At 64.2% G+C, this 26,357-nt stretch carries 25 protein-coding genes; 18 read left to right on the top strand and 7 right to left on the bottom strand.

Going from position 1 to position 26,357, the window contains the following annotated elements:
• The first annotated feature begins 2 nt into the window (after positions 1–2).
• A complete protein-coding gene (locus NKK51_RS20975; RefSeq protein ID WP_013529317.1) occupies positions 3–371 on the top strand; it encodes a hypothetical protein in 369 nt (122 codons plus the stop codon).
• Positions 372–416: 45 nt separating this feature from the next.
• Here NKK51_RS20975 and NKK51_RS20970 read toward each other — a convergent pair whose 3' ends face one another.
• On the bottom strand, positions 417–1,388 hold the full coding sequence (locus NKK51_RS20970; RefSeq protein WP_352554467.1) for a sugar-binding transcriptional regulator: 972 nt from the start codon (positions 1,386–1,388) through the stop codon (positions 417–419).
• Between the two features lie 257 nt (positions 1,389–1,645).
• Between NKK51_RS20970 and NKK51_RS20965 the strand changes: the two genes are divergently transcribed.
• The 6 genes from NKK51_RS20965 to NKK51_RS20940 all read left to right on the top strand — a co-directional run bounded on the left by NKK51_RS20965 (position 1,646) and on the right by NKK51_RS20940 (position 8,750).
• Positions 1,646–2,632 (top strand): ABC transporter substrate-binding protein, encoded by a 987-nt coding sequence (locus tag NKK51_RS20965; RefSeq protein WP_128305052.1) that lies wholly within the window; start codon positions 1,646–1,648, stop codon positions 2,630–2,632.
• Between the two features lie 90 nt (positions 2,633–2,722).
• Positions 2,723–4,426 (top strand): ABC transporter permease, encoded by a 1,704-nt coding sequence (locus NKK51_RS20960; RefSeq protein WP_023811034.1) that lies wholly within the window; start codon positions 2,723–2,725, stop codon positions 4,424–4,426.
• Positions 4,414–5,493: an ABC transporter ATP-binding protein gene (locus NKK51_RS20955; protein WP_352554466.1), complete on the top strand. Its 1,080-nt coding sequence runs from the start codon at positions 4,414–4,416 to the stop codon at positions 5,491–5,493. Before NKK51_RS20960 ends, NKK51_RS20955 begins: the two co-directional genes overlap by 13 nt.
• A complete protein-coding gene (locus tag NKK51_RS20950) occupies positions 5,493–6,659 on the top strand; it encodes an MBL fold metallo-hydrolase (RefSeq protein ID WP_352554516.1) in 1,167 nt (388 codons plus the stop codon). The genes NKK51_RS20955 and NKK51_RS20950 overlap by 1 nt, the downstream gene beginning before the upstream one ends.
• Positions 6,656–7,414 (top strand): 5'/3'-nucleotidase SurE, encoded by a 759-nt coding sequence (locus NKK51_RS20945; RefSeq protein ID WP_352554465.1) that lies wholly within the window; start codon positions 6,656–6,658, stop codon positions 7,412–7,414. Before NKK51_RS20950 ends, NKK51_RS20945 begins: the two co-directional genes overlap by 4 nt.
• Before the next feature lie 163 nt (positions 7,415–7,577).
• On the top strand, positions 7,578–8,750 hold the full coding sequence (locus NKK51_RS20940; RefSeq protein ID WP_352554464.1) for a DUF930 domain-containing protein: 1,173 nt from the start codon (positions 7,578–7,580) through the stop codon (positions 8,748–8,750).
• On the opposite strand, the gene NKK51_RS20935 is transcribed toward NKK51_RS20940, so the two are convergent.
• Positions 8,747–9,421, bottom strand: coding sequence for an HAD family hydrolase (locus tag NKK51_RS20935; protein ID WP_128304698.1), 675 nt, complete (start codon positions 9,419–9,421; stop codon positions 8,747–8,749). The genes NKK51_RS20940 and NKK51_RS20935 overlap by 4 nt on opposite strands.
• A 94-nt stretch (positions 9,422–9,515) precedes the next feature.
• Positions 9,516–10,157, bottom strand: a complete 642-nt coding sequence (locus NKK51_RS20930; protein ID WP_023811040.1) for a hypothetical protein — start codon at positions 10,155–10,157, stop codon at positions 9,516–9,518.
• 195 nt (positions 10,158–10,352) lie between these two features.
• Here NKK51_RS20930 and NKK51_RS20925 point away from each other — a divergent pair, with 195 nt between their 5' ends.
• The 5 genes from NKK51_RS20925 to ptsP all read left to right on the top strand — a co-directional run bounded on the left by NKK51_RS20925 (position 10,353) and on the right by ptsP (position 15,182).
• Positions 10,353–10,790, top strand: coding sequence for a transcriptional regulator GutM (locus NKK51_RS20925; RefSeq protein ID WP_023811041.1), 438 nt, complete (start codon positions 10,353–10,355; stop codon positions 10,788–10,790).
• Positions 10,791–10,878: 88 nt separating this feature from the next.
• On the top strand, positions 10,879–11,640 hold the full coding sequence (gene srlA / locus NKK51_RS20920; RefSeq protein ID WP_013529328.1) for a PTS glucitol/sorbitol transporter subunit IIC: 762 nt from the start codon (positions 10,879–10,881) through the stop codon (positions 11,638–11,640).
• Positions 11,641–11,656: 16 nt separating this feature from the next.
• Positions 11,657–12,658 carry a PTS glucitol/sorbitol transporter subunit IIB gene (gene srlE / locus NKK51_RS20915; RefSeq protein ID WP_127295941.1) on the top strand — a complete coding sequence of 334 codons (1,002 nt, stop codon included), beginning with the start codon at positions 11,657–11,659 and terminating at the stop codon, positions 12,656–12,658.
• 108 nt (positions 12,659–12,766) lie between these two features.
• On the top strand, positions 12,767–13,147 hold the full coding sequence (locus NKK51_RS20910; protein WP_023811044.1) for a PTS glucitol/sorbitol transporter subunit IIA: 381 nt from the start codon (positions 12,767–12,769) through the stop codon (positions 13,145–13,147).
• Between the two features lie 55 nt (positions 13,148–13,202).
• Positions 13,203–15,182 (top strand): phosphoenolpyruvate--protein phosphotransferase, encoded by a 1,980-nt coding sequence (gene ptsP / locus NKK51_RS20905; RefSeq protein ID WP_352554463.1) that lies wholly within the window; start codon positions 13,203–13,205, stop codon positions 15,180–15,182.
• A gap of 14 nt (positions 15,183–15,196) precedes the next feature.
• Here the strand turns inward: ptsP and NKK51_RS20900 are convergent, their stop codons facing one another.
• Entirely contained in the window at positions 15,197–16,000 is an 804-nt protein-coding gene (locus tag NKK51_RS20900; protein WP_128304696.1) for a hypothetical protein, read from the bottom strand.
• Between the two features lie 159 nt (positions 16,001–16,159).
• On the opposite strand from NKK51_RS20900, the gene NKK51_RS20895 reads away from it, so the two are divergent.
• A complete protein-coding gene (locus NKK51_RS20895; RefSeq protein ID WP_023811047.1) occupies positions 16,160–17,170 on the top strand; it encodes a sugar-binding transcriptional regulator in 1,011 nt (336 codons plus the stop codon).
• Here NKK51_RS20895 and NKK51_RS20890 read toward each other — a convergent pair.
• From NKK51_RS20890 to NKK51_RS20880, 3 genes are read right to left on the bottom strand one after another with little or no spacing between them, the layout of a single operon-like run.
• The gene (locus NKK51_RS20890; protein ID WP_023811048.1) at positions 17,157–18,008 is read right to left on the bottom strand and encodes a TIGR01459 family HAD-type hydrolase; all 852 of its coding nucleotides are present in this window, start codon (positions 18,006–18,008) and stop codon (positions 17,157–17,159) included. The genes NKK51_RS20895 and NKK51_RS20890 overlap by 14 nt on opposite strands.
• Positions 18,005–19,279 (bottom strand): FGGY-family carbohydrate kinase, encoded by a 1,275-nt coding sequence (locus tag NKK51_RS20885; RefSeq protein ID WP_352554515.1) that lies wholly within the window; start codon positions 19,277–19,279, stop codon positions 18,005–18,007. Before NKK51_RS20885 ends, NKK51_RS20890 begins: the two co-directional genes overlap by 4 nt.
• Before the next feature lie 7 nt (positions 19,280–19,286).
• Complete coding sequence (locus tag NKK51_RS20880) at positions 19,287–20,330, bottom strand: class II aldolase/adducin family protein (protein WP_352554462.1); 1,044 nt, start codon at positions 20,328–20,330, stop codon at positions 19,287–19,289.
• Between the two features lie 192 nt (positions 20,331–20,522).
• Between NKK51_RS20880 and NKK51_RS20875 the strand changes: the two genes are divergently transcribed.
• From NKK51_RS20875 to NKK51_RS20855, 5 genes are all read left to right on the top strand, one after another.
• Entirely contained in the window at positions 20,523–21,299 is a 777-nt protein-coding gene (locus NKK51_RS20875; protein WP_023811051.1) for a DeoR/GlpR family DNA-binding transcription regulator, read from the top strand.
• On the top strand, positions 21,296–22,675 hold the full coding sequence (locus tag NKK51_RS20870; protein ID WP_352554461.1) for an FGGY-family carbohydrate kinase: 1,380 nt from the start codon (positions 21,296–21,298) through the stop codon (positions 22,673–22,675). The genes NKK51_RS20875 and NKK51_RS20870 overlap by 4 nt, the downstream gene beginning before the upstream one ends.
• Complete coding sequence (locus tag NKK51_RS20865) at positions 22,672–24,216, top strand: sugar ABC transporter ATP-binding protein (RefSeq protein ID WP_023811053.1); 1,545 nt, start codon at positions 22,672–22,674, stop codon at positions 24,214–24,216. Before NKK51_RS20870 ends, NKK51_RS20865 begins: the two co-directional genes overlap by 4 nt.
• Positions 24,213–25,211, top strand: a complete 999-nt coding sequence (locus NKK51_RS20860) for an ABC transporter permease subunit (protein WP_127266680.1) — start codon at positions 24,213–24,215, stop codon at positions 25,209–25,211. Before NKK51_RS20865 ends, NKK51_RS20860 begins: the two co-directional genes overlap by 4 nt.
• Before the next feature lie 77 nt (positions 25,212–25,288).
• Complete coding sequence (locus NKK51_RS20855; protein WP_027038073.1) at positions 25,289–26,227, top strand: ABC transporter substrate-binding protein; 939 nt, start codon at positions 25,289–25,291, stop codon at positions 26,225–26,227.
• The last annotated feature ends 130 nt before the right edge of the window (positions 26,228–26,357 follow it).

Genomic DNA, 26,357 nt, shown 5'->3' with positions numbered 1-26,357 from the left:
ATATGCCTGCATTCGACCCATCTGACGTCAAAACCCTGTTCGGCAAGGTCATGGGCGCGTCGCCATCCGATATCAAGCTGGTGGCGCAGCGCCTGCACGACCACGCCTTCGAGCCGCGCATGTCGGCGGAGGAGACCAGGCAGCTTGTCGCCAGCCTCGGCTATGACAGCCTGGACGCGTTCTGCGCCGATATCGGCTTGCCCACGCATATCGCCGAGCGCTGGAGCCGTTTTGGTGTTTCCGGCGAGATGAAGCAGGTTTTCACGCTGTTGGCGGCGCAGCGCAAGCGGGTGGCCGAGGCGATCGCCGAATTCGAATCCATGACCCATGTCGGTGTCGAGGATTTTTTGCGCGAGCGCGGGCTCATTTAGCGAGAAACACGGGTAGCGGGAAACACCGGGGCCAGTCGAACCGGCTCAGCCGCCCTTGGCAAGCAGCGCCGTGGCGGTATCGCTGTCGGTGATCAGCACGTTGGTGTCGACGGCTTTCAGCGCGGCGAGGATCGCCGCGACCTTGCGCTTGCCGCCCGCGGCGAGAACCACATTCGGCACGTTGCTGACCACATCGAGATCGATGGCCATGACGCGGCTGTTGACCTCGTGGTCGACCAGCCCGCCGGCGGCATCGACGAAATAGCACAGCATGTTGGCGACCGCGCCCTTCGCTTTCAACGGAGCGATCAGCGATGAGGGCACGATGCCGTGCCGGAAGATGGTGGCGTCCGGCGACATGTCGCCGACGGTGAGCAGCGCGATGTCGGCGGCGGCCGCGCGTTGGCGTACATCCTGCAGGGTCGGCTGCGCCCAGAGGAGATCGCGCAGCGAGGAATTGTCGACCGTCACCGGCGCGGTGATCTGATAGCTGTCGACCTCGAAGACGTCTGCGACCTTGGCAGCAACGATGGATGGATTGATCCATTGCGAGTGCGGCAGGCTGCCGACAAGCGCCACCACGCAGGCACGCTTCAATTGCCGGCGGGCAAGGAAGCCGAGGCTGGCATGCAGGGTCGCGCCGCCACCGATGGCCAGCGTCATGCCGTCCTGCATCTGCTCGCCGAGATAGGCCGCGACGGCATGGCCGATGGCCTTCTCCAGATGGTCATGCGCCGAAGGTGTCGGGATGACGACGGCGGCATCCAGACCCCAGCGCTTTTCCAGTTCCCGCTCGAGCGCCACCTGCCCGGCGGTCGGTGCGTTGATCATGGTGACGACAATGCCCTCGGCGGTGCAGGAGGCCAGCGTACGCATGACCTTCACCCTGGAGACATCGAGCTTTTCGGCGATCTGTTCCTGGGTAAAACCTTCGACATAGTAGAGCCATGCCGTCTTGACGTTAAGGTCCGACGAGACCATCGGCAGGCGAGCCTGTCTGGGTTTTTCTGTGGTCATCGGTTCCTGTCCCTCATGAGCCGTGGCCTGATCGGTGCTCATCAAGGAAACACCGGCCGGATGTCAATTGATGCCGATCGCAGGCGCGTCGATTGTCGCACAGTTTTGTTCATTTGTAATTGACATCGTACATATGAACATATTTTGTGGGTTTCACGCGCTGTGTCATCCACCAGTCATATGCGCCGTGCAGGGAGGAAGAGACGGGGAGCCGGCCAGAGCCGGACCGGTCATGCACAGAAAGACAGGAGGTCTCATTGAAGACGCACTTCATCAAGCTGCTGGCCAGCCAGCTGGCGCTCGCGGCAACTTTGTTTGCCGGCGTGGCAAACGCCGAAACACTGACTCTCTACACGTCCCAGCCGGAAGCCGACGCGGCCAAGACCGTGGATGCCTTCAAGAAGGCGCAGCCGGGTATCGATGTGAATATCTATCGCTCCGGAACGAGCGACATCCTGACCAAGATGGCGGCCGAGTTTGCCGCCGGCAGCCCGCAGCCCGATGTGCTTTTGATCGCTGACGCGGTCAGCATGGAGCTGTTGAAGAAGGACGACCGGCTGCTGCCCTATCCCGAGGCAAAGCTCGACGGCATCGAAGCGGATGCCTATGATGCCGACAAGACCTATTTCGGCAGCAAGCTGATCACCACCGGCATCGTCTACAACACCGCGGCGACCGAGAAGCCGCAGCATTGGGCCGATCTTGCCAAGCCCGCCTATGCCGATGGCCTGGTGATGCCGAGCCCGCTCTATTCGGGTGCCGCCGCCTACCTGCTTTCGGGCTTCGTCGGCGATACCAACTATGGCTGGGATTTCTTCCAGAAGCTGAAGACCAACAACACCGTCAGCGTGCGCGGCAATGGTGCGGTGCTGAAGTCGGTGGCATCGGGCGAGAAGCCCTATGGCATCCTCGTCGACTTCATGGCGATGAACGCCAAGAAGAAGGGTTCCCCGGTCGAGTTCGTGTTCCCCTCGGAAGGTGTGCCGGCAGTGACCGAACCGGTCGCCATCATGAAGACCGCCAGGAATGTCGATGGCGCCAAGAAGTTCGTCGACTTCATTCTTTCCGATGACGGCCAGAAGCTTGCGCTTTCGATGGGCTATCTGCCGGCGCGCGCCTCGGTCGGCCGCCCCGAATGGCTGCCGGAAGGCGTCAAGGTCAAGGTGATGTCGTTCGACACCAAGGCAATCGTCGCCAAGACCGACGCCGACAAGGCGAAGTTCTCGGAACTGTTCGGCGGCTGAGCCGGCAATCCAGTCGGCATGCCCCCCCCTAGCGGCATGCCGACTGCGAAATCCGAGCGCATCGGCTGATCGATCCCAGGAAAAGCAATCATGTCAACACGGATCAGGGAAAGCCGGGGCCAGGAAATGGTCCTGACGGCGGCGGTGGCCATCGTCATCGTCCTGCTTTCGCTGCTGCCGATGCTGCGCCTGATCAAGGAAATCGTGGCACCCGGCGGCACGCTGTCGACCGTCGCGATAAAGGCGGGGCTCGCCAGTCCGGCGACCTGGATCGCCACCTGGCACACACTGGTCGTCGGCATCGGCGGCACCCTGCTTGCGGTGCTGTCGGGAACGCTGGTGGCAGTGCTCGTTACGCTGACCGATATCCGCGCTCGCAGCGCCATGGTGCTCTGTTACGTCATGCCCCTGATGATCGCGCCGCAGGTGACGGCGCTGGCCTGGCTGCAATTGTTCGGCCCGGCAAGCCCGTTCCTCAAGCTGTTCGGGGCGGCACCGCCGCTCGGGACCAGGAACCCGCTCTATTCGACATCGGGCATCATCCTGCTGCTCGGCGTGCAGTATGGCCCGCTGGTCTTCCTGCTGGTGCGCGCCGGCCTGCGCAAGCTGCCGCGCGAACTGATCGAAGCGGCGCGGGCGGGCGGTGCCGGCTGGTTCACCATGCTGGTCACCATCGTGCTGCCGTTGATGACGCCCTCGATCATGGCCGCCGCCGCACTCGCCTTCGTCTCCTGCGTCGGCAATTTCGGCATTCCGGCCTTTCTAGGCATTCCCGCCAACTATCTCGTGCTGCCGACGCTGATCTATCAGAAGCTGGCCGGCGGCGGCCCCGCCGTGCTCGGCGAAACCGCATTCCTGTCGGTGCTGATCGGTATCATCGCCATGGCGGGCATCCTTGCCCAGGAGATCATGAGCCGCCGCCGGGACTATCGCATCAGCTCCACGTCGCTGGCGGCTGAGCCATACGAACTCGGCCGATGGCGGCCGGCCGTGCAGGCCGGCATGTGGCTGCTGATCATCGTGGTGCTGTTCCTGCCGCTGTTCGGGCTGGTTCTGACATCGCTGGTGCCGGGCTACGGCATCGCGCTCACCGCCAAGACGGCAACCTTCGACAATTATCGCTTCGTGCTGTTCGAGCATGATGCCGCCAGCCGTGCCTTCTTCAACAGCTTCTGGCTGTCGATCGCGGCTGCGTTCTTCGCGGTCCTGGTCGCCGTGCCGATCGGCTATCTGATCGCCTGGGGCAAGCAGCGCTGGGTGCGGCTGCTCAATCTGTCGGTGGAACTGCCCTATGCTCTGCCCGGTGTGGTGCTGGCGATCGCCTCGCTGCTCATGTTCCTGCGGCCGATCCCGCTCACCGGCATCCAGCTCTACAACACGGTCTGGATCATCCTCTACGCCTATCTCGCCCGCTTCCTGGTGCTGGCGCTGCGGCCAACCATCAGCGGCTACCACCAGATCGACCGGGCGCTGGAGGAAGCGGCGCAAGTGGCCGGCGCCGGGCTGTTCACGCGCATGCGTACGATCATCTTTCCCTTGGTGGCACCGGCGGCGATCGCCGGCGGCCTGCTGATCTTCATGACGGCGCTCAGCGAACTCACCGTTTCGGCGCTGCTGTGGTCGTCGGGCTCGGAAACGATCGGCGTGGTGATGTTCTCCTTCGAGCAGGGCGGCGATTCCAACTATGCGGCGGCGATGTCCGTCATCACCGTGGCGGTCACCTTCGTGCTGATGCTGGTGACCAATCTTCTTGCCCCCTACCTTCCGACCGGAGTGCTGCCATGGCGCGATTGAGCCTGGACAATGTGACCAAGAGCTTCGCCAATTTCGATGCCGTCAAGGACGTGTCGATCGACGTCGCCGACGGCGAGTTCCTGGCAGTGCTCGGCCCTTCCGGCTGCGGCAAGACGACGTTGCTGAGGCTCGTCGCCGGATTCGAGAAAGTGACGTCGGGCGAAATCCGCATCGGCAGCGAGGCCGTGTCGGGCAAGGGCGGCAGCGTCGCGCCGGAAAAGCGGCGCGTCGGCATCGTCTTCCAGAACTATGCGCTGTGGCCGCATATGACGGTGGCCGAGAACATCGGCTATTCGCTGAAGGTGGCGAAGCTCGACAAGGCCGTCGCCCGCCGGAAGGTTGAAGACGCACTGGCCCTGGTCAATCTGCAAGGGCTCGGCGAGCGTCGGCCGGCCAATCTTTCCGGCGGCCAGCGCCAGCGCGTGGCGCTGGCGCGCTGCCTTGTCGCCGCGCCCTCGCTAGTGCTGTTCGATGAGCCGCTGGCCAATCTCGACGTGCATCTGAGAGCTTCGATGGAGGACGAGTTCGCGTCCTTTCACAAACGCACAGGTACCACTATCGTCTATATCACCCATGATCAGGCCGAGGCGATGGCATTGGCCGACCGCATCGCGGTGATGGATGGCGGGCGCCTTGCCCAGCTGGCGACGCCGCGCGAGCTCTATCATGAGCCGGCAAATGAAATGGTCGCATCCTTCATTTCGCAAGGCATTTTGCTGCCCGCCGACGTGCTGAGCGCGGAGCAGGCGGGCCACTGCAAGGTCCGGGTTCTCGGGACTGAACTGATTGTCCGCTGCCGGCCAGGCGAGCGGCCGCGCGCTGGCGCCAAGATCTGCTGCCGGTCAGCCGATCTCGACGTTTCGCCGGATGGCCCCGGCTTCGATGGCCTGGTCAAGCGGGTGATCTATCAGGGTGGCTCGGCGCGTATCGAATTCACGCCTTCGACCAGTCCCGACATCACCTTGCACTTCGAACAGCCCGACCCAGTCATGCTGGAAAGCGGGTCCCGGGCGCGTCTGCGCATAAGGTCCGGCTGGCTGATCCCGGCGGTGGGGGCGGCATCGTGATGATGCTCGACCTGCTCGGCGGCTTTGGCGAAAAGGGCCGCACCAGTCTTGCTGTGAGCAGCGGCAAGGATCGCATCCTGCTCGACGTCGGCATCAAGGTCGGCGCGTCGGGCGCGGACTACCATCCGGCGCTGAAGGGGGCGGTCACCGATATCGACGCGCTGTTCGTATCGCATGCCCATGAGGATCATATCGGCGCGCTGAGCTGGCTGCTGTCGCGCGGCTATGCCGGCCCGATCTTCATGACGGCCGAGACCCGCAATGAGGCGCCCGCCACGCTCGCGGGCTATGCTGAGCCCGAGGATTTCAGGCGGTTCCCTTTTCCCGAAGATCGCATCGAATTGTTCGAACCCGGCGATACGTTGAACAGCGGCAACCTCACGATCCGGACGGGACGCTCCGGGCATGTGGTGGGCGGCGTCTGGTTTGCCGTGGACGATGGCGAGAGCCGCGTTGCCTATTCCGCCGACGTGGTGCCGGACAGCAATGTCTTCGTCATGGACACGATCCCGCACTGCGACCTGCTTGTCCTCGATGCTTCCTATGGCGCCGATCCGGTGCCGGGGGCGGCGCGGGCGCGCGAAATATCGCAGTGGGTTGCGAGGCATTCGGGCGGGTGTCTTTTGCCGACGCCGCTCTCGGGTCGGTCGCTGGAGCTGATCGCGGCCTTGCCTGGGACGTTCGCCATCCATGCCGGCATGCGTTCGTCCCTGGAAGCGCAGATCGGCGCCACGGCAGCCTTGTTGCCGGGTGTTTCAGAGTTGCTGCGCCGCCGCTTGCAGGAAGCAGCCGACTGGACCGATGCCGATCCCCTGCCGCCAATGCCGTTGCTGGCGGATGACGGTATGGGTGAGGCCGGCCCGTCGTCGCGCCTCTTGCCGCGTGCCGACCATTCCGCTTTTCCGGTGCTGCTTACCGGCCATCTGCCGTCAGGTTCGCCGGGCGATCTGTTGCACAAGGTCGGCCGGGCGGACTGGGTGCGCATGCCGACCCATCCGACGCTGTCGGGCAATGTCGACATCTGGGAGAAGGCTGGCCGTCCCGCCGCACTCGGTCATTCCTGCACGCCGGACCTTCTCGGCGATCTGCAAACCCACATCCCGTCGCTGCGGACGCAATGCCGCACCGGCCAGCGCATCACGGTGCCTGAGGCAAGAAAACGATGAGAATTCTGATCTGCAACGACGATGGCATCGAAGCGCCGGGGCTTGCCCGTCTCGTCAAGGCCGCCGGCACGTTGAGCGACGATGTCTGGGTGGTTGCGCCCGACGGCAAGCGCACCGCTGCCGGCTCGTCATTGACGATTGCCAGGCCGTTGACCATGCGGCGCGTCAAGCCGAACTGGTACTCCTGTTCCGGCACCCCGGCCGATTGCGTTGTAAGCGCTATGACCTGGCTGTTCGCCGATTCCGACAAACCGGGCCTTGTGCTGTCGGGCGTCAACGATGGCCGCAACGTTGCCGAGGATCTTGCCTATTCCGGTACGCTCGGCATTGCGCGGGAGGCGACGTTCTGGGGCGTTCCAGCCATCGGCTTCTCACGCGTGAAAAATCCTGATTTCACCGATGGCGACGACCAATGGCTTGGCGCGCTGATCACTTCATTGTGGCAATCGCGCGCCGACTGGGCCGCTGAGGGTCATTGGCTGAGCATCAACCTGCCAACGGCGCTGCCGGCCGAAATCCGGCAGCCGCGCATCGGTCGCGACAAGATCGCCCGCAAGGCCGAGATCTTGGAAAGCGACGGCGAACGCACGGTCATCACCGTGCCGCGCGGGCGCGCTCATGCAAGTGAGCCGGGTGACGAAAACGAGGCGATTGATGCCGGCTTCATCAGCATCAACCGGCTGAACTGGTTTGGCGAGACACGGCTGGACGAACGGTTTCTGGACGGGATCCCGCGCCAGCGGCAAGCTGGCTGACCTCAGGGCTTCAATCGGATTGTGGAGGTGGTTTGAGTCGCGCCATATCTCACCGGCGCTGATCCGCGCGTCGTCATCCGATCACCAACCTGTCAGCGGTTAAATCAAGCCAATCCACTACCTATGCTTGAAGCCGCCGCCATTTCATTCCACATCGGTGCGGATGAAGGGCGAAACAGGAGAACGGCGGCGGCATCTGCTGTGGGCTTTGCCCGCATCGCTGATCCTGCATGCGCTCATCGCGGCGTTTCTGGTCTATGGCCTGCCGAGACAAGAGCAGCAGCCGGTTCAGCAGGAACAGCCCGTCAATGTCGCGATCGTGCCGCCACCCGAGAAGCCCAAGCCGAAACCTGCTCCAAAGCCACCGGAACCAACACCTGAAAAGAAGGCTGAAAAGCCGCCTGAACAAAAGCCGCCTCCGGAACCGCCGAAACCGCCAGACGATCAGGTTCTGAAGCGCGTTTTCCAGTACGGCCAGAAAGATACCGGGCCGGAGAAATCGCTCGACGGAAGCAGCGCTAAACCCCACACGTCGCCGGCCAAGGATGAGACGGCGAAGCCGCCTGTAGCACCGACACCCGCGCCGACCCAGCCCACCCCTGCTGCAACGCCACAGCAGAAGGCAGAGCCCAGCAAGTCTGACGAGAAGCCAGCCACCGTTGCTCCGGACGAAAAGCCCGCGCAAAGCGAGGAGAAGCAGGCGACCGAGGAAACCGACAAACAGCAGCCGGACAAACAGGAACTCGCACCGCAACCCGCCGAAAAGCAAGCCGTCGTGACGCCAAAGCCATTGGCGGCTGAGACCGGTGACAAGCCGGCGCCTCCAGCCTCGACAGGAAAGGCAAAGCCCAAAAGCAAGCCTGCCAAGACAATGACGTTCAAACCCGCCAGAGCTTTCAAAGCGCCGATCGGGAATGCTGGAAGGTCAAATCCCACCAACAACGACGTTGCAGGATCACCGATCTATTCCGGCCTTCCGGGCGTCAGAAAGCTTTACTCGCAAGGAGCAACCGGCAATGCGTTCGCTACAAGCTCCATGGAGAATGTGCCGCGCGGTCAGCGCGTGGCCACCCTTTGCGGCAATGTCCTCAGCCGGGAACTGCAAAGTGCGGACTATACGGTCAAATGGGTGCCAACCATTACGCTGGACAAAGGCAATGTCCTCAATCCTGCTCAGGCGGCCTTCAGCACCAGAAATACCTGGTACAATCTAAACTTCCGGTGCGAAGTCGACCCCGATGCGACGAGGGTTCTGTCCTTCAATTTCCGTGTGGGGTCATTGGTCCCGCCTGGCGAATGGGCCAGTCGTGGATTCGCCAAGTATCCGCTGAATTAGGCCGGCACGCCAAGCCCGGACAATTGCCGGCTAACTTCTTGCCAGTCGGCGCAGACGAAATCGGCACCGGCAGCCGTCAGCCGCGCAGCGTGCTCGGCATAGGTATGGCCGCCACCGGTGTAGCCGATCGCGGTCATGCCGGCGGCGACCGCGCCCTGAATGCCGAAGGGCGAGTCCTCGATGACGATGCAGTCAATGGGATTGGCGCCGATTTTGTCCGCCGCGAAGAGGAAGATGTCCGGCGCGGGCTTGCCGTTCTTGACCATCGAGGAGCTGTAGATCGCATCGCCGAAGAAACGCGCCAGCCCGGTCACAGCAAGGCTGTGGTTTATGCGCTCGACGGAGGAGGACGAGGCAACGCAGCGGTCGCCCGCAAGCGTCTCGAGGAACGCAGCGATTCCCGGTGTCGGCTTCAATTCCTGCGAGAACAGCACCTTGGTCTCGGCCCAGATGTCGCCGTCCGCCGCCGCCGGAAACTGGTGCCCGGTCAAATCCTTGATCCTGGCGATGATATCGGACTGCTTCATGCCGATGCATTGGGCGATGATGCTGGTGTTGACGCCGGGCATGCCGTGCTTTTCGTAGACGCGCTCGTAGGCGCGGGCGGCCAGAGGCTCGCTATCGACAAGAACGCCGTCGCAATCGAAAATAATAGGCCTTGGTTGCGCCACGCGTTTCCCTCTCGAGTCAGTTTTCGCACATCGCTATCGGCAAAAAGTCAAATGTTCAATAGCGGGTGCGTTTTTGAGGGCGCGAAGAGTGGGCTCAAAGCTGGCGCAACGCATCGCTCGCACGGGAAGACCCGAGCGCCCGTTGCATGGCTTGCCGGGACTGCGCGCGATCTGGGGTGATCCAGTTCGGTTCGGCGCCGAGAAAGCGGTCGAGGAAAGCCACCGCATAGGCCGGCATCTCGGTCACATTCTCGCGATAGGACCACCATGTGCGCAAATCGTCGGCGCATTTGTCGATGCCGGGTGCCGTGCCGAATTCCTGCTCGTGGATCGCCGAAATCACCGAGACGCAGTAGTTGGTGTAGAGGAAACCCTCCGGCCAGAAGCGGACGATTTCCAGCGTGCCGGCGTTCGTTTCCGTCTCGATCAGTTGGGTGAGGCCGGATATTTCTTTTGCCGGCGCCTGTTTTATCAACTCGCGCAGCACGAGGCCGGCGGCAAAGACGATGAAGTCGGCGCGGTCGATCGCGGCGAAGCGCTTCTGCGCTTCCATGATCTCGACCCAGTCGAGAAAGGCTCTGGTGAGCTTGGCCTCGTCGATCTCGAAGCGCACGCCGAACGTGTCCGAGACCACCTTGGCGCTGCCGCGAAAGGTGGCGCGGAACCAGCGCAGCTGCCGCAGCCGATGGCGAAGATCCGGCATCAAGGCCAGCTCGTCCCTGAAGGGCAGCTCCATGTTCCTCGTATCCTGTTTCCCGGTCAGCCTAGCACAACAGCGCCACGGCCGAAATCGGTCAGCGCCCTTGTAGATGACCGCAGCCGAGGCCAATATCATACATATTGACATTCTCGGAAACAAATGTTCTCACTTTGCTGTTGTCACGCGCCGGTCCAAGGTGCGGTTCAACTGAGGCTTCGGGAGGAGAACCGAATGGCGATTTGGCAGTGGGGACTGCTTCTGCTGGTTATCGTGTGGGCGCTGCAGTCGCTCGGCGTCTGGCTGCAGATGCGGCACTATTCGGATGTCTTCAGGGGCGTCACCGACCAGTACAAGGATGGCTTCGTCGGAGCCGGCAATTTTCGCGGCCGGTTGGCCAAGGGCACCATCGCGCTCGTCGTGGTGACGCCTGATCTGGTCGTGCGCCGCCTGATGGTGATGAGCGGCCGTTCCGTCTTCACCAAATTCAAAAGACATGAAGAATTCGAGGGTGTTCCCCTCGATAAACTCCGGTCCAACCCTGCAATCATGGGGGAGGGGGAACCCGGTGTGGCCGAGGCCGTGAAACGGGCGATCGAGCAGATCGACAAGACACGGTCGGAGCCGGGGAAGAAGCCGGGCCTGTCCGGCTTGAACATAGCAAGGGCTTAGGGCCGGAGGATTTCGGGCTCTAAATCAAAGGGATAGAGGACGCCGCGCACCGACTGGGATCAACCGGCGGGTGGCATAAGGAGGAGAAATGTCTGTATTTTCGTTGTTGGCGCAGCATGCCGACATGGCCGTGCACAATCTGCATGTCGCAGGTGCCATGGTCTCGGATGCCGCATTGCATGGCAAGCTCGCAGTCGAGCATGCCTCCGACCATCTCGTTGTCCTCGCACAAGCGGACAGCGGACCGATCACCGTCGATCAGTTCAAGGAAAAGCTGAAGGACGTCCAGCAGGAAGAGCAGCTCGGCTGGCTGACCGCCATCGGCAAGTACTTCATCGGCATCTTCCAGAAGGGCGGCGAGGTCTTCGCCGGCTTCGTCACCGGCATCATCCCGACATTGGTGGTGCTGATGACGGCCTTCTACGCCGTCACCGAACTGGTCGGTGAAGAGCGCGTGCATGGCCTGGCGCGCGGCGCCGGCCGGATCGCGCTGACGCGGTACACGCTGTTGCCGCTGCTGGCGGTGTTCTTCCTCACCAATCCGATGGCCTATACGTTCGGATCGTTCCTGGAAGAAAAGCACAAGCCGGCCTTCTATGACGCGGCCGTGTCCTATGTGCACCCGCCGCTCGGTCTGTTCCCGCATATCAATCCCGGCGAGTATTTCGTCTGGGGCGGCATTCTCGTCGCGCTGCTGGAACTGGAAAAGAAGGGCGTCGTCGTCGCCGGCTACCACGTCAAGGTGGCGATCTGGTACGCCATCGTCGGCCTCGTCGTCATCCTGCTCAAGGGCATGCTGACCGAACGCATCACCGCTATCATGGCACGCCGCCAGGGCGTCGAGCTGTAAGGGCGGGGAGGACATCATGGCCAAGACATACAAAGCCGTAAGGATCACCCAGGGCAAAACCGGCTGGGGCGGCCCGCTCGTCATCGAGCCGACCGAACAGCGCAGCAAGGTGGTTTCCGTCACCGGTGGTGGCATTCACCCGGTGGCGCAGCTTATTGCCGACATGACCGGTGGCGAAGCCGTCGACGGCTTCAGGGCGCCGCCGATCGAAAGCGAGATGGCGGTTGTCGTCGTCGACTGCGGCGGCACCGCACGATGCGGCGTCTATCCGCGCAAGCGTATTCCGACCGTCAATCTGACGCCGGTCGGTCAATCGGGGCCGCTGGCCCAGTTCATCACCGAGGACATCTACGTTTCAGGCGTGAAGCCGGCCAACATCACAATGGCGGACGGATCCGAGACGATCACGACTGCAGGGGGAGCAGCAGCGATGAGTTCAAGCAACAATGCGGCCGCGGCACCACAGCCGCTGCCGAGCGAGGGTGGGCTGATCGGCCTCATCAGCACGATCGGCCGCGTCATGGGACGTATCGTCGGCATCTTCTTCAATGCCGGCCGCCGCACCATCGACCAGGTCATCCGCAACGTGCTGCCGTTCATGGCCTTCGTGACCATGCTCATCGGTCTGATCCTGTATACCGGCATCGGCGATGTGCTGGCGCAGCCGATGGGTCCGCTGGCCAACAACATCGTCGGCCTGCTGATCATCTCGGCGATCTGCGGCCTGCCGTTCCTGTCGCCCATTCTCGGGCCGGGCGCTGTTATCGCGCAGGTCATCGGCGTTGCCATTATCGGCCCGCAGATTGCCAACGGCACGATTTCGCCGGCAATGGCACTGCCGGCGCTGTTTGCCTACAATACCCAGGTGGGCTGCGACTTCGTCCCCGTCGGCCTGGCGCTCGGTGAGGCCAAGCCGAAGACGATCGAAATCGGCGTTCCGGCGGTGCTCATCAGCCGCCAGATCATGGGTCCGGTCTCGGTGCTGATCGCCTGGGTCGTCAGCCTGATCGTGTTCTAAGGCAACTCTGGGAAAAGCGCTTAATGCTTTCCCTTGGAAATTGCGTCAAAACAAAGAGTTAGAGCGGTTCACCGCTCTAGGGAAAGTTGAGAAAATGAGGTTCGCCATATGACGGTTCTGCTGAGAACACGGGTCACTGCCATCGGCCCTGAAGTGGCGGACCTTGCCGAAGGGGGCGTGGTCATCCTGTTTGCGGATGGGTCGCCGCCGGAGCTTGCCGAGGTTTCGGTGCTCCACAAGGCGGAGCAGGGACCAAGTGACGGAGCGCCCGCCAAGGGCGCTTCGATCACCCTCGGCCCGGTTGTCGCTGTTATCACAGCGGTCGGCTCCAGCGCGTGGAGCAAGGTGCTGGAAATGGGCCATGTCGTCATCTCGTTCAACGGCGCTACCGAGGCCGAGAGGCCGGGCGAGATCTGTGCGTCGCAAGTCGACCCGCAAGCGCTGGTGGCCGCCCTGAAGACCGGCGCGATCATCACCATCGCCGCCTGACAGCATTCGCGCCGTGGCCTATGTTGGGAGCGGCGCCCAAAACCAGAGTATTGCCATGGAACGCTCGACCATCGTCAGAGTGCATGAAGGTTTGCACGCCCGTCCCGCGACGCGGTTCGTGAAGCTCGCCAAGGGCTTCGAATCCGACGTCGAACTGGTCAAGGACGGCAAGGCGGTCAGCGCCAAGAGCTCGGTCAAGCTGATGCTGCTGGCGGTCAAGGAGAACCAGGAAGTCACGGTGCGGGCGAATGGCGCCGATGCCATCGAGGCGCTTGAGGCGCTGATCGGTTATCTCGAGAATCCGCGGGCCGGCCTCGATGATGAAGCAGAAGCACAGAGTCCGGCGAACGATGCCGGACAGGAAGCGGCACCCGCGTCCGAACCGGCGCCAGCGGCACCTGACGGGGCAAACCGCCTGCGTGGCGTGGCCGCGAGCGAAGGTTTCGCCATCGGCCCGGCCTTTGCGCATTTCCCGCCCGATATCGCCGGACAGGGCCGCATGTTGCGGGCCGAGGAGATAGAAGCCGAGATCGACAGGTTCCGCGCGGCTGTCGGCGCGGTCCAGGCCCGCATGGATTATGCGTTGGCGCAGGACAGCCTGTCGGCTGGAGACCGCGGCATCGTCGCCGCGCTCAGGGATATCGCCGCCGACGATAGCCTGACTGGTGAGGCCGAGGGCCTGATCAAGGGCGGCAATGACGCGGTCTCCGCCGTCATCACCGCCGCCTCCAACATTGCCGCCGAATTCAGCGCGGTCGACGATCACTATCTCAACGCGCGGGCGGATGACGTTCATGCGGTCGGGCGGCAGATCTGCCTCGTGTTGCTCGGGCAGGACGATGTCAGCCTCGAAAACATACCCGAAGGGGCTATCCTGATTGCCGATGACATCGGCGCCTGGGATCTGGCACGCGCGCCGCTGAAGCGTATCGGCGGCGTGGTGTGCGGCCATGGCGGCGCCACCTCGCACATCGCCATCATTGCCCGCTCGCACGGCATTCCGGCAGTGCTCGGCCTCGGCGGCCAGGTGAATGCCTTGCGTACCGCGCGAGACGTCGCGCTCGACGGCAATGCCGGCCATGTGATCATCGACCCCGACGAGGCGACCCGCGCCGATTTCGCCGGCCGCGTCGAAGCGGCGGCAAAGGAGCGCGCCGGACTGACCATCTTCAAGACGGTGACGCCGAAGCTTGCCGACGGCAGGATCATCGAGGTCGCGGCCAATATCGGCTCACTTGAGGAAATCGAAGCGGCGCAAGAGGCTGGTGCCATGGGCATCGGCCTGTTCCGCACCGAGCTTTTGTTCATGCGCCACATGCATCTGCCCTCGGAAGACATGCAGGCCGAGACCTATGCGGCGCTGACCAAGGCTTTTGCGCCGTATCCGGTCATTGTGCGCACGCTCGACATCGGCGGTGACAAGCCGATTGCCGGCATCGAATTTCCCGACGAGGAAAACCCCTTCCTCGGCTGGCGCGGCATCCGCATGTGTCTCGACCGGCCCGACATCTTCAAGCGCCAACTGCGGGCGCTGCTGCGGGCCGCCGTGCACGGCAACATCAAGGTGATGCTGCCGATGGTGTCCGACATCTCGGAGGTCAGGCAGACGCGCGTGCTGATTGACGAATGCACGGTCGAGCTGAAAGCCGAAGGCGTGCCGCACGCGTCATTCGATCTCGGCGTCATGATCGAAACCCCGGCCGCCGTGCTCATCGCCCCGGCGCTGGCCAAGGAGGTTGCTTTCTTCTCGATCGGCACCAACGATCTGACCCAGTACATCATGGCCGCCGACCGGCTCAATCCGACGGTCGCCAAGCTCAACGATGTCACCAATCCAGCCGTCATGTCGGCGATCGAAATGACGGCAAAAGCCGGCGTCGCCGCCGGTATCATGGTCGGCATGTGCGGTGAGGCGGCCGGCCGTCCCGATCTCATTGCGACCTTCGTGAAGATGGGGCTGACCGAACTCTCGATGAGCCCGGCTTCCATCCAGCGCGCCAAGAAAGCGATCATGGCCATGGCCGCTGAAGGCTAGCCCAGGCCGGCCAACTACGGCAGATGGGCAAGCAAGGTGGCGAACACCGGTGTCAGTTCAGCGATCGGGTTTGCCTTGGCGCAGGCCTGAACGATGCGGTCGTGGCGGATATCCGCCGCCAGTATCGCGATCTCCAGCATATCCGGCTCCGGCGCGCCGTCCCTGCCGGCGGTCGCCAGGCCGCAGGCCAAAGCGAGCGGTGCCAGGCAGCTTACGTCAAGTGCGCTGCTGCCCACCACCGCCGGTGTTTCGGACACCGTTTCGGCAAAGCGGACCGGACGCTGGCCGAGGCACTCGACCAGCAGCGCCGAACAGGTGGCCGCGATTGCCTGCAGTCCGGCACCTGGCGCGGCCAACGCGGCCAGCAGATCGCCATGCCGCTTGCGCATCGTGGCATGGACGGCCGCGAAATCGGCTTCGTGGATGCGGGCACTGTCGATGTTCAGACCGGCAAGCACCGCCTTGGTCAGATAATACATATCGCGCCGAAACAGGCGCTCGGCGCCCAGTTGGCGATCCTCGTTGCCGACCGGGAAATAGGTGCCGAGGCCCTTCACCGTGGTGCCGTCCACCTTGATCGGGCGCTCATGCGGGACGAAAGCTTCAGCGATCGACAGCGCTTCGTCGACGGCACTCGCGGCATGGCTGAGCAGGCCTTCGATGCCCTTGCCTGGAAACGGCGGCAGATGGCTGGTTGCTTCGCGCAGGATGCTGGTATTGCCGCTGCCGTCATGGCGGCTCTGGCGGATGATTTCGCGGACTTCCCGCAGCCGGTCCTTCAGATTGACGCGGACATCCTCGGAGATTTGTCGGAGCATCGCGGATCGCCTTGAAATTTGCTGCGGATAGCCGCCAACCGGGGCAGCCGCCACTCTCTACATTGTTCCTATCGATTGGTAGATCAATAGGCGATACTAGACCAGCATGCAGAATCGGCGGCGGCGCGCTCGTCCGTCGCCGCAGGGGGAGAGACAGACTTGGGCAGACGACGACAGGGCGAAAGCGAAGACGGTCGAGGCGAGGCAACCGAGCAGGTCGCCAGCGAAAGCCGGACGGATCGCCTCAGGATTCGCGCCGCCTGGATGTATTTCGTCGAACAGATGACGCAGAACGAGATCGCCGACGTGCTCGGCGTCGGTCGCGTCACCATCGTGCGCATGCTGGCGGATGCCCGGGCGCGCAACGAAGTGAAGATCACCATCGAGAGCGAATTGTCGGAAATCGTGCGGCTTGAGCGCGCGCTGGAGAAGACGTTCGGGCTGCAGCAGGCGCTGGTGGCGCCGCTTTCGGCACCCGATGCCGATCCGATACCAGCGATCAGCGCCAAGACCGGCAGTTTCCTGTCGGACACGATGAAGTCCGGGATGCGGGTCGGCGTCGGCTGGGGGCAGACGCTGTTCTCGAGCCTGCCCTTCATCAGCGCCAAGTCGCTCACCGATTTCAAGGTGATTTCGCTGCTTGGCGGTGTCGGCGTCGTGCGCCGGGTCAACCCAGCCGAGTTCGCCTGGCGCTTCGCTCAGATATTCCAGGGCGACGGCTATCTGATGCCGACACCAGCCGTCGTCGACAGCGTCGAGACCAAGATCGCACTGATCGAGCGCTGCGGCCTGCAGGAGATTTTCGAGATGGCCGACGTGCTCGATGCCGTTCTGCTGAGCGTCGGCGGGATCGCCTCGGCCACCACCTTCTCTCGTGGCGGCTTCCTCAAGGAGGCGGATCGGGAGGCTCTGCTTGCGCGTGGCGCCGTGGGTGACCTCCTGTTCCATTTCTTCGACCGCAACGGCGATCTGGTCGACCATCCCGTCAACAGCCACGTGATGTCGGTGGATGTCGACCGTCTGCGCAAGGCGCCGATCCGTATCCTCACTTCCGGTGGCGAGGAGAAAACCGAAGCGCTGCTCGGCGCCATGACCCTCATTGCCCCAACCATCCTGATCACCGACGAGGAGAGCGCGCGGCGCATGCTGGAAGCGGTCAGCGGAAGCTGAAGCTGTCCGTGATGTAGTCCGGCCAGGCCTGCTGTTCGTCGAAAACAGCGGCGAGATCCGGTGTGTCCGCCAGTATTCCGCTCAGCACCAGCGCGGTGGCGATGCCGGTGCTGTTTCCGCCCGATATATCGTGTTCGACGCTGTCGCCGACACAGACCACGGTGCCACGGTCCGGCTCGCCGGCCAGCGCCAGCGCGGCGTCGAAAATCGCCTTGTCGGGCTTGCCGATTCGGGTAACGCTGCCGCCCAGGCTTTCATAGAGATCGGCCAGACGGCCGGCGCCGAAGCGAGGGCCAACGGCCGTCAGCATGATGATGTCGGGATTGGTGCAGAAACACGGCACCCGCCGCTCTGCGGCCGGCGCGAACAGCCTGCGATAATGGTCGAGGTCAAAGCGGTCACCCTCGCTGGCCGCGATCAGCACCAGTTCGGCCTCATCGCCGGACCCGGTCAACACAAAAGGCAGGCCCTCGATCGCGGAGCGGTCAGCTTCACGGCTGATCAGCAGGCATTTTGTCCCTGGGCGCAGCTTCCCCGACGTCGCCATCTCCCTAAAGGATCGCCACGCCACCTCGCCGGAAGAAACGAAATGATCCCAGCTTCCCGCTTCGAAGCCGAGTTTTATAAGCCGGCTTTCATTGGGTCGTGCCCGCCTGCCGGAGTTCGAAACCAGCACCACGGTCTTGCCGGCGCGCTTCAGCGCCGACAGCGCTGCCACCGCGCCCGGATAGGGCCGTGTGCCGTCATGCAGCACGCCGAACTGGTCGAGCAGGAACACGTCGTAGCGCTCCGCCAGCGGCCCGATGCCGTCGAGACGTTCGATCGTTTTCGCGCTCATAGGAGTCCTGCCCGGCTTGCACCCATCAGCGCCAGCCGCGCCGTGCCGGCGGCGGCCTCGTCGGAAAGCGCGGGCAGGAAATCGACGCCGAGCCTGCGCCGCCGGATTGCCGTCCAGGCTGGGTTCGCCGCCCCGCCTCCGACGCTCCTGACCGATATCAGCGCGGGCGCGCCGAGTTCGGCAAGCCTGTCATAGCCGAGCGCTTCGATCGCGGCGATGCCTTCGAACATCGCTTTCAGATAATCGGCGTCGTCCGCCGGCCGGGGTGCAAGGCGAGGCGGCAGCGCCGGATCGGCGATCGGAAATCGTTCGCCCGTGGCGGGAAGCGGATAGTAATCGAGGCCGGTGTGGGTCTCCGGGTCGATTTTTGCGCTGAGTTCGATGATACGGGCGAGCGGAAAATGCTGAGCCAGCACCTTGCCGCCGGAATTCGACGCACCGCCTGCCAGCCAGGCGTTGCCGAGCCGGTGGCTGTAGATGCCGAAGCGCGGCGCCGAAATCGGCCGGTCGGACAGGATCTTGATGGTCAGCGAGGATCCCAGCGCGGTGACGCCGTCGCCGATCGCGGCAGCACCGGTCGCCAAGAACGAGGCGCAGCCATCCGTGGTTCCGGCGACGATGGCCACATCGCGCGGCAAGCCGAACAGTTCCCCGGCTTCCGCGGTGAGGGCGCCGGTGACTTCGCCCGGCTCGACCACGCGCGGCAGCAACTCCACGCGCATTCCGGTCGCGGCGATCCATTCCGGCCAGCGGCGGGCCTCGACATCATAGCCTGTCTTCAGGGCATTGTTCTCGTCGCTGACGTCGAAGCGGCCGGAGAAGTTTCCGGCAATCCAGTCGGCCTGATGCAGCACCGCCGCAATGCCCGGCAGATGCTGGAAGCGCAGGGCCTTGGCGAGGCCGGATGTCGCTCCGTGCGCTGCACTTGCAGCCGGCGCGGTGCGGTCGATCGCGGCCAGAATGTCGTCGTCATCGACCTTGTCGTTGTACATCAGCGGTTCGGCCAGCGGCCGCCCGGCGGCGTCGACCGGCAGCAGCGTGCCGGAGGTGCCGTCGATGGCGATGGCGCGGACCGCCGTGCGGTCGATGCCGGAAAGCAGGTCCGTCAGCACCGCCTTGACCGCTTGCCACCATGCCGTGGGGGCTCGGTCATCGCGGCCAAACCTGTCGAGTGGAACGGCCGAATGCCCGGCTATGGAAAAATCCGGGCGCATGGCGACGGCGCGCGCACCTGATGTGCCTAGGTCGATGCCGATGACAAGTGGCATCATGTCCATGCTAGCCGCCAGCCGCGTTGAGCTTCTGGCGATATTGCTCGGCGTCCCAGTTGACCAGCTCGTCATTCTCGGAAGCGGTGAGATAGTTCAGCCGCGCTGCGACGTCGATCCGCGCGGTCACGTCGGCGAGGCAGCGTTGCATGGCATCGGCGCCGGCACTGGCGTCGCCGCGCATCAGCACGCCTGCGCCGGGAAACAGGATCGCCGCAGGCGACGTGTCCAGTCGTGCAATGACATCGGCCACCGCCTCGCCTGGTTTCGCCACGATGGAGCCCTGGCCGAGGAAGATGACGTGGTCCGGATAGAGGCTGCCGGCCTGCGCCATGCGGCGGCTCTCAGGGTCGAGCGCAACCGCATGCGCTTCGACATCGGCCGGCAATCTGTAGAAGCTGCCGCCGGCAAGCGCCGCCAAGGCATCGAGGTCGGGTGCGGCGGTCGCGCGCGCCGGCCGGGCCAGCAATGACCTGATACGGCGCAGCAGAAGCTCCGCCCCGGCGACGGTTTCGGCGGCGACGACCAGCCCGTGATTGCCAAGGATCAGCACGTCGACACCAGGCCGCAGTTTTTCGGCAATGCCGCGTGCAAGCGGCAGGCCGGGCCGGAAATAGGGCACATAGGCCCAGTCGATGCCATCGAGCCGCCTGGCGACCTCGGCCTCGCCATCGGCCTGCACGGCAAGTGAGATGGTGTCGACGCAATGGACGTGAAGAACCACGCGCTGCGGCATCAGGGCGTGCACCGTGGTCTCGATCGACGGCCGCAGGCCGCGCGGGTTGAGCGCTGCAATGGTGAAACCCTGCGGCTGGTCGGCGGCGCGATCGCGCTGTTCGACGGCTCTCAGCAACGGCGCCATCGCCACCGGCACCATGATGTCATCGACCAGCGCGTCCTTCAGCCAGGTGCCGGAGGCCTTGATCCACAGCGTGTCGCCGGCTTTCAGCGAGGTGTTGCCGCCTGCCGCCTGGGTCAGATGCGGGCTCTGCCCGATGCTGGCCGAAAGCGCCCGTAAGGCCGCCAGCTCCTGCGCATCAGCTTGGGTCGCCATGGCGCTTTTCCTCCAACGGCTCGGCCGTGTCCTGCGCGAAATCCCGTTGCCGGGGTCGAATTGGCGCTGATATCGCAGATACGAGTGATCTACGTCAATAGTGATCTAGTATCATCAAAACCCGCTTGCAATCCGGCTAATGTTGAGTAAGTTGCGCCAACTGCCATGGAAATGGCATCCGGGAGGAAAGAATTGAGCGACTCCGGCCGCCAGCGTCAGATCGTCGAACTGCTGCGGGATCGTCCGTTCGCTTCGGTGCGCGAGCTGCAGGAACGGCTTGGCGTTTCGGCCGCGACGGTCAGGCGCGATATCGACAGGATCGACGAAGCCGGCGAAGCGCGGAAGGTCTATGGCGGCATCTCGGCGCTCGACGGCGCTTCCCAGGCCGGTGTCGCCTACGCCCGGCCCTATGACGAGAACCGCGACCTTGCGGTCGAGGCCAAGCGGCAGATCGCCGCTCTCGCGGCGACCATGGTGCGTGACGGCGACGCCGTCATCGTGCATGGCGGCTCGACCTGCTTCCATCTCGGGGTCAAGCTCGCCGAGCGCAACATCCGCCTCTACACCAACTCGATGCCGCTGGCGGCCTATCTCAGCGACCACGGCCATTGCAGCCTGACGGTTGCGGGCGGTGATCTGCATCGCGAACCCGGCATCATCCATTCGCTCACCCAGGCCGTGCCCTTCTACGCCTCCAAATTCTTTCTCGGCGCGCAAGGCCTTGGCCAGGAAGGCGTGATGGAATCGCACCCGCTGCTGGTACGCTCGATCTTCGATCTCAGCCTCTGCGCCGACCAGATCGTGGTGCTGGCCGATAGCCGCAAACTGTCGATCCACGCGCGCAATGTCGCGCTGCCGCTTTCCCGCATCGGCACGCTGGTCACCGACGACGGTCTCTCCGACGCCGATGCGCGCATGCTGGAGGACGCCGGCGTCATGGTGCGGATAGCCTCGGGAGCCATCCAGTGAAGGTGGCTGTCCTCGATTTCGGCAAGACCAATTCGAAGCTGTTCGTCTTCGGCCAGGACGGGCGCATTGTCGACGAGCGCCGGACCCAGCCGAAATGGGTGCGCCAAGGCGGCTTCAGCGTGCTCGACGAGGCGGCGCTCCACCATTGGGCGCTCAGCGCCGTTGCCGATGCGGTCGATGGTCATGGAGTGGAAGGGGTCATGGTCTCGGGCCATGGCTGCACCTTTGCCTTGGTCGACGAGGCGGCGCTGACGCATCCGATCCTCGATTACGAGCAAGAGCCGCCGGCCGAGATTGCCGCGCGGATCGATCGCCGCATTCCGGCCTTTGCCGAGACCTTCTCGCCGCGGTTGCCGCTGGGCTTCAACTACGGCCGCCACATGCTGTGGCTGCAGGAGGTCGAGCCCGACGCGTTCGCCGCGTCGAAATCGATCCTCGGCTATCCGCAATATTGGAGCTGGCGCCTTGGCGGACGGGCGGTCTCGGAAGTATCCTATCTCGGCTGCCATTCGCATTTGTGGGCGCCGCGCCGCCAAGATTTTTCCTCGCTGGTCGACGCGCAGGGCTGGCGTGACCGGATGCCTGCCTTCGAGCGCGCCGGCACCGTTATCGGCGAGCAGCGCCTCGGCGCTGCGGCAAGCCCGATCGCCATCCACAACGGCGTCCATGACTCGAATGCGGCGCTGCATGCCTATCGCCGGCAGGAGCTTGGCCCGGTCACCGTCGTTTCTACCGGCACCTGGGTCGTCGTGCTCAATCCGTCCTGTCCCCTCGACGCGCTCGACCGGGACCGCGACATGCTGGTCAATGTCGATGTCGGCGGCGGCCCAGTGCCGACCATCCGCTTCATGGGCGGGCGTGAATTCGCAACCATCAGCGCCGGCTGGCAAGGCGAGATCGCCGGCCCGGCGGTGCAGCGGGTGATCGATGCCGGCATCATGGCGCTGCCGAGCTTCGCGCCGGGCGGGCCGATGGCGGGGCATTCCGGCCGACTGGCGGGGCGCGCGCCCAATGTCGAGGAACGCGCGGCTACGGCGCTGCTCTACGTCGCGCTGATGGTCGATCTCTGCCTCGACCTCATCCATTCGAACAACACGGTGATCGTCGATGGCGGGCTGAATACGGGCGGTCTGCTCGCCGGACTGCTGGCGCAATTGCGTCCCGACCAGGCTTTCCTGCAGGGCGCCACGCTGGAGGGCAGTGCCACCGGTGCAGCGGCGCTCGCCTTCGAGAGCGTTGGGCGCGAATTCGCCGCCGAAGTTCCGGAGTCGGTGCGCGCGTCGCGTTTCACCGGGTTGGCAGGCTATCGCGGCAATTGGCGTGACGCCACCATGGACCGGGGCGTCGCTGGTGCGGCAGTGGGAGGCGCGCGATGAGTGCGATTGCCAAGGCCGAGACGGCGCGCCAGCCGGTGCTGGAGATGCGGCACATCTCCAAGACGTTCGGCGCGATCCGTGCCTTGCACGATGTCTCGCTCAGCGTCCATGCCGGCGAGCTGCACGCCTTGATGGGCGAGAACGGCGCCGGTAAGTCGACATTGATGAAAGTGCTTTCAGGCGCCTATCGGCCGGATGCCGGTGGCGAGATCCTGATCGACGGCATGCCGGCCGCGACCGGCGATCCGATCAAGGCGCGCGCCAGCGGCGTCGCGGTGATCTATCAGGAGCTGTCGCTGGCGCCCAATCTGACGGTGGCGCAGAACATCTTCCTCGGCAACGAGCCGCGACGCTTCGGCATCGTCGATCGTGACCAGTGCACAAGGCGCGCCAGGGAGATCATCGCGCGTCTGGGCGTCTCCTTTTCGGCCCGCGACATGGTCTCCAGCCTGTCGCTCGGCGAGCGACAATTGGTCGAGATCGCCCGCGCGCTGTCGACCAATGCGCGCATCATCGTCATGGACGAGCCGACGACGTCGCTGACCTCGCGCGAGACCGACCGGCTGTTCGAGGTCATCGCGACGCTGAAATCGCAAGGCATCGCCATCATCTACATCAGTCACCGCATGGAAGAGGTCTACCAGCTTGCCGATCGCGTCAGCGTGCTGCGCGACAGCGGTTATGTCGGTACGCTCGAACGTGCCGACCTCAGCGCCTCGCGCCTCGTCTCTATGATGGTCGGCCGCGATCTGTCGGCTTTCTACAAGAAGGATCATCGGCCGCCGGACGAAAAGCGCGCGGTGGCGCTCTCGGTGCGTGGCATGTCCGACGGCCGTCTCCTGAAAGACTGTTCGTTCGACCTGCACAAGGGCGAGGTGCTGGCGCTGGCGGGTCTGGTCGGTTCCGGCCGTACCGAGCTTGCGCGGCTGATCTTCGGCGCCGACAGGCGCGTGTCAGGCACGCTGGAACTCGACGGCAAACCTGTAACCATCGGCTCGCCGCGCGAGGCGCTCGATGCCGGCATCGCCTATCTGACCGAGGACCGCAAGGAACTCGGCCTGTTCCTCGACATGTCGATTTCCGACAACATCAGCATGGGCGTGCTGGCGCGGGATTCGCGCGCCGGCGGCTTGCGCGACTTCGCGGCCGCCGAAAGGCGCGCTTCCAAGGCCGTTGCCGGTCTCTCCATCCGCACCAGTTCGGTGCAGGCCAATGCCGGCTCGCTGTCGGGCGGCAACCAGCAGAAGGTGCTGCTCGCCCGCCTGCTCGAAACCGAGCCGAAGGTCGTCATCCTCGACGAGCCGACCCGCGGCGTCGACGTCGGGGCGAAATCGGAAATCTACCGGCTGATCGACAATCTCGCCAAGCAGGGCATCGCCATCCTGATGATCTCCAGCGAACTGCCGGAGGTGATCGGCGTTGCCGACCGCGTGCTGGTGATGCGCGACGGCACGATATCGGGCGAGGTGACGGCATCGCAAGGCGAACCGCTAAGCCAGGAGAAAATCATGGAACTTGCAACGGGAGCGGCTCAGCAATGACCGACAAGGCGACCGAGATCAGCGCAGGCGGCCAGGCCACCGGCACGAGCCGACGGCTGCGCACGGCTTTCGCTGCCCTTGGCATGCTGCCGGTGCTGATCCTGCTGGCGGCCGGCTTCCAGTTCCTGAACCCGCGCTTCCTGACCGAGACCAACCTCTTGATCGTCACCCAGCAGTCGTCGATCAACATCGTGCTGGCGGCCGGCATGACCTTCGTCATCCTGACCGGCGGCATCGACCTGTCCGTCGGCGCCATCCTCGCCGCATCGGCGATGGTGGCGGTGATGGTGTCGCTGGTGCCGGATTGGGGTTTGCTCGGCGTGCCGGCGGCCATTCTGGTCGGGCTCGGCTTCGGCCTCATCAACGGGCTGCTCATCGCCTACATCAAGCTGCCGCCCTTCATCGTCACGCTGGGTTCGCTGACCGCGGTGCGCGGTGTTGCCCGCCTGCTCGGCCAGGACACCACGGTGTTCAACTCGGACCTGCCGTTCGATTTTATCGGCAACGGTTCGCTGTTCGGCATTCCCTGGCTGGTCATCATCGCGCTGTCGGTGGTGGTGCTGTCCTGGCTGGTGCTCAAGCGCACCGTGCTCGGCACCTGGATCTATGCCGTCGGCGGCAATGCCGAAGCGGCGCGGCTGACCGGCATCAAGGTGCCGCTGGTGCTGCTCTTCGTCTATGGCGTTTCCGGCCTGCTGGCCGGTCTTGGCGGCGCCATGTCGGCGGCCCGGCTCTACGCCGCCAACGGCTTGCAGTTGGGCCAGTCCTACGAACTCGACGCCATTGCCGCGGTCATCCTCGGCGGCACCAGCTTCGTCGGCGGCGTCGGCTCGATCTGGGGCACGCTGATTGGCGGCCTGATCATCGCGGTGCTCTCCAACGGGCTCATCTTGGCCGGCGTTTCGGACATCTGGCAGTACATCATCAAGGGATTGGTCATCATCGTGGCGGTCGCCCTCGACCGCTACAGGCTCCAGGCAGGAGCAAGAACGTGATTGACCTTAGTCGCCGGCGTCAACGACCGGTTTCATGTAACGCACCGTGAGAGGCGCGGGGCAATCGGAGGAAAGCAATGAAGACCATCGCCAAACTGCTCTGCGGCGTCGCACTCGCGTCGCTCGCCATCGCGCCTGCTTCGGCCAAGGACCTCAATAAGGTCGGCATCTCGGTCGGCCTGCTCGGCAATCCCTTCTTCGTCGCCACCATCAAGGGCATCGAGGACGCGGCCAAGAAGATCAACCCAAAGGTCGAGGTGACCTCGGTGTCGGCCGACTATGACCTCAACAAGCAGGTCTCGCAGGTCGATTCGTTCATCGCCGCCGGTGTCGACGTGATCATGCTCAATGCCGTCGACGCCAAGGCGATCGCGCCGGCGGTGAAGAAGGCACAGGCTGCGGGTATCGTCGTTGCCGCCTTCGACGTTTCGGCGCCGGGCGCCGACGTCACCGTGATGACCAACAACGTCAAGGCCGGCGAAGAGGCCTGCCAGTACTTGGTTGACCACACCGGCGGCAAGGGCGACTATGTCATCCTCAACGGACCGGCATCGTCCTCGATCCTGGAGCGGGTGAAGGGCTGCAAGAACGTGCTGGCGCAGCATCCCGACATCAAGATCCTCTCCGACGACCAGAATGCCGAAGGCTCGCGCGACGGCGGCCTGAAGGTGTTCCAGTCGCTGCTCACCCGCTTCGACAAGATCGATGCGGTGTTTGCCATCAACGATCCGACGGCGATCGGCGCCCAGCTTGCCGCCAAGCAGCTCAACCGCTCGGAGTTCATCTTCACCGCCGTCGACGGCGCGCCCGATATCGAGAAGGAACTCTCCTCCGGCACCTCGATGATCAAGGCCTCGGCCTCGCAGGATCCCTATGTGATGGCCGGCCAGTCGCTGACGATGGCGGCCGAACTGTTGGCCGGCAAGAAGCCGGCGGAGCCGACCGTCCTGCTCGACCCGAAGCTCATCACGGCCGAGAACCTGAAGGACTACAAGGGCTGGACCGCAGCCCGCTAAATCCTCCCAAGGCCGGTGGGGGGGGGGGGGGCCCGGCCCCCCCCGAGGGGGGACCCGCGGCCCCCGAGAGGTTGGAGTTAAAAAAAAAAACAGCGCCCGCCCACCACGAGGGGTGGGAAAGGGGGGGGGG

The organism is Mesorhizobium sp. M0011 (assembly GCF_040324155.1).
Classification (GTDB): Bacteria; Pseudomonadota; Alphaproteobacteria; order Rhizobiales; family Rhizobiaceae; genus Mesorhizobium.
The sequence above is the reverse complement of the archived record's forward strand: the minus strand, read 5'-3'. Positions and strand labels throughout refer to the sequence as shown.

Coding starts and splice junctions, on each gene's coding strand:
- NKK51_RS20880 (WP_352554462.1), bottom strand. CDS start 20,330: ATGGCGACCCAAGCTGATGCGCAGGAGCTGGCGGCCTTACGGGCGCTT.
- srlE (WP_127295941.1), top strand. CDS start 11,657: ATGGCCAAGACATACAAAGCCGTAAGGATCACCCAGGGCAAAACCGGC.
- NKK51_RS20930 (WP_023811040.1), bottom strand. CDS start 10,157: ATGGAGCTGCCCTTCAGGGACGAGCTGGCCTTGATGCCGGATCTTCGC.
- NKK51_RS20950 (WP_352554516.1), top strand. CDS start 5,493: ATGATGCTCGACCTGCTCGGCGGCTTTGGCGAAAAGGGCCGCACCAGT.
- NKK51_RS20890 (WP_023811048.1), bottom strand. CDS start 18,008: ATGAGCGCGAAAACGATCGAACGTCTCGACGGCATCGGGCCGCTGGCG.
- NKK51_RS20945 (WP_352554465.1), top strand. CDS start 6,656: ATGAGAATTCTGATCTGCAACGACGATGGCATCGAAGCGCCGGGGCTT.
- srlA (WP_013529328.1), top strand. CDS start 10,879: ATGTCTGTATTTTCGTTGTTGGCGCAGCATGCCGACATGGCCGTGCAC.
- NKK51_RS20900 (WP_128304696.1), bottom strand. CDS start 16,000: ATGCTCCGACAAATCTCCGAGGATGTCCGCGTCAATCTGAAGGACCGG.
- NKK51_RS20970 (WP_352554467.1), bottom strand. CDS start 1,388: ATGACCACAGAAAAACCCAGACAGGCTCGCCTGCCGATGGTCTCGTCG.
- NKK51_RS20960 (WP_023811034.1), top strand. CDS start 2,723: ATGTCAACACGGATCAGGGAAAGCCGGGGCCAGGAAATGGTCCTGACG.
- NKK51_RS20975 (WP_013529317.1), top strand. CDS start 3: ATGCCTGCATTCGACCCATCTGACGTCAAAACCCTGTTCGGCAAGGTC.
- NKK51_RS20925 (WP_023811041.1), top strand. CDS start 10,353: ATGGCGATTTGGCAGTGGGGACTGCTTCTGCTGGTTATCGTGTGGGCG.
- NKK51_RS20910 (WP_023811044.1), top strand. CDS start 12,767: ATGACGGTTCTGCTGAGAACACGGGTCACTGCCATCGGCCCTGAAGTG.
- ptsP (WP_352554463.1), top strand. CDS start 13,203: ATGGAACGCTCGACCATCGTCAGAGTGCATGAAGGTTTGCACGCCCGT.
- NKK51_RS20885 (WP_352554515.1), bottom strand. CDS start 19,279: ATGATGCCACTTGTCATCGGCATCGACCTAGGCACATCAGGTGCGCGC.
- NKK51_RS20940 (WP_352554464.1), top strand. CDS start 7,578: ATGAAGGGCGAAACAGGAGAACGGCGGCGGCATCTGCTGTGGGCTTTG.
- NKK51_RS20955 (WP_352554466.1), top strand. CDS start 4,414: ATGGCGCGATTGAGCCTGGACAATGTGACCAAGAGCTTCGCCAATTTC.
- NKK51_RS20865 (WP_023811053.1), top strand. CDS start 22,672: ATGAGTGCGATTGCCAAGGCCGAGACGGCGCGCCAGCCGGTGCTGGAG.
- NKK51_RS20855 (WP_027038073.1), top strand. CDS start 25,289: ATGAAGACCATCGCCAAACTGCTCTGCGGCGTCGCACTCGCGTCGCTC.
- NKK51_RS20860 (WP_127266680.1), top strand. CDS start 24,213: ATGACCGACAAGGCGACCGAGATCAGCGCAGGCGGCCAGGCCACCGGC.